Consider the following 1,579-nt stretch of genomic DNA (forward strand, 5'->3'; position numbering starts at 1 on the left):
CCATGATTAAAAGCAAAAACGGGTTGCGGAAAATCAGGCTTACTAGCAACTTGATGAACACTTTGACGAGAGTTCATCTGCCAGCGAATTTTTAAATCTTCACGCGACAATAACTGTGGCAGCTGTGTTTTTTCAAGTTGAGCTTGTTGCTGCAACTTTTGTGTAAAGGCTTGTTTAGTCTTGTTTTGATGCCAATCATCAAAAAGATCATACTTGTTTGATTTAAAATCTAAATCCATAAAGCCAGCCTCCTAACCAAAATCAATTTTATCCAGCATCGTTTCAGTACTAGCCTGGTCTAAGCCTAAATAAGCTAAAGTCATTGCTTCACTGGAATGATTGAGCAAATTCATGACTAAGCCAATATTATAATTTGATTGCGTGTAAACGCGATAAGCCCCGGTTTTACGCATCGTATGGGTCCCTAGATAATTAATTCCTAACAGATCGCCAACCTTGCTCATAATTTTGTAGAACTGTTTTTCCGTGATATGTCGCTCTGGGTGTTGAATGGAAGGAAAGAGCCATTCAGATTCTAGTTTATGATCAAGTATCCATTGGCGGTACAATAAGAGCTCTGTTTGAACCGGTTTAAGGTACAAGGTATTAGGCTTACCCGTTTTTCGATCGTGAATGAACGCATTTTGTTTAATAGAACCGTCCGGATTAAAAATATCGGTTTGCTTTAAGCGCATGACATCACTCACTCGCAGTAGCGTAGCTTTGCCAACTTGAAAAACTGTATAGTTACGCCGGCCAGCTTTAAAGTTGTTGAGTAAGGTATCTTGAACCTCCTTGAGAACATTTGAATCTTTGATGGGTAAGACAACTTGTTGCATAGTTTGAGCTCCTTTAAAATTTTTGATTTTTAGTACAAATTAAAGTACAATATTAAGTACAATATTAAGTACAAAGAAAGGGTGGTAAATATGACATTAGCATTAACACAGAGCGATTTTCGCGCTAACCTAAAAAAATATTTAGATCAAGTTAATGACGAAGACGAAACCGTTTATATTGCTCGTTCAAATAGTCGCGCAGTAGCCATCGTTTCACAAGAAAAAATGGACTGGCTAGAAAGAGCATTAAAAGCTAAAGAAGGTTCGTTAGAATATGCAATTGCACGTGATCAGTTAATTAAACGCCATGTTTTACCTGACGATGAAATTGTTGAATCAGATGATGGTTATTGGGGTCAGTTTAAATAATGAAAAAACTAAGATTTAAACCACGTGCAACCTTTAATGCTGATCTAAAACGGTTAGCCAGTTTAGACAAATCTATTATTGATGAAGTTCGAGCAGCCATTGATCTGTTGCTTGAGCAACAACAATTACCACCAGAATTTGAAGATCATGAGCTTAATCGGCGAATGAGCGGTTATAATGAATTTCACTTACGAGATACCCCGAAAAACAAAACACCAAGCGAAACTAACGATGGCCTGGTGGTTTATACGATTGATAAAGATGAACTAGTCTTAATTGGCATTCGAGTCGGATCGCATGATCGTTTATTTCCTGGTCAAAATCGTTCCAAAAGGTATCGAAAAAATGACGAATAAGAGAAGTCATTTATA

Annotated in this window: 4 protein-coding genes; 2 read left to right on the top strand and 2 right to left on the bottom strand. The window is 37.2% G+C overall.

All coding sequences use genetic code 11. The features are described 5' to 3' along the window. The coding region (locus tag ACKTSF_RS14455; RefSeq protein ID WP_407890276.1) for a hypothetical protein at nt 1–239 on the bottom strand (239 nt) is incomplete at its 3' end. A 12-nt stretch (nt 240–251) separates the two neighbouring features. Further along, nucleotides 252–839: a site-specific integrase gene (locus ACKTSF_RS14460; RefSeq protein WP_407890278.1), complete on the bottom strand. Its 588-nt coding sequence runs from the start codon at nt 837–839 to the stop codon at nt 252–254. 90 nt (nt 840–929) lie between these two features. Here ACKTSF_RS14460 and ACKTSF_RS14465 point away from each other — a divergent pair, with 90 nt between their 5' ends. Together ACKTSF_RS14465 and ACKTSF_RS14470 are read left to right on the top strand one after the other, a co-directional pair. After that, nucleotides 930–1,208 carry a type II toxin-antitoxin system Phd/YefM family antitoxin gene (locus ACKTSF_RS14465; RefSeq protein ID WP_010620850.1) on the top strand — a complete coding sequence of 93 codons (279 nt, stop codon included), beginning with the start codon at nt 930–932 and terminating at the stop codon, nt 1,206–1,208. After that, nucleotides 1,208–1,564, top strand: a complete 357-nt coding sequence (locus ACKTSF_RS14470; protein ID WP_216763217.1) for a type II toxin-antitoxin system YafQ family toxin — start codon at nt 1,208–1,210, stop codon at nt 1,562–1,564. Before ACKTSF_RS14465 ends, ACKTSF_RS14470 begins: the two co-directional genes overlap by 1 nt. Nucleotides 1,565–1,579: the final 15 nt, after the last annotated feature.

It is taken from the genome of Levilactobacillus muriae (assembly GCF_045862015.1).
Lineage (GTDB): Bacteria > Bacillota > Bacilli > Lactobacillales > Lactobacillaceae > Levilactobacillus > Levilactobacillus muriae.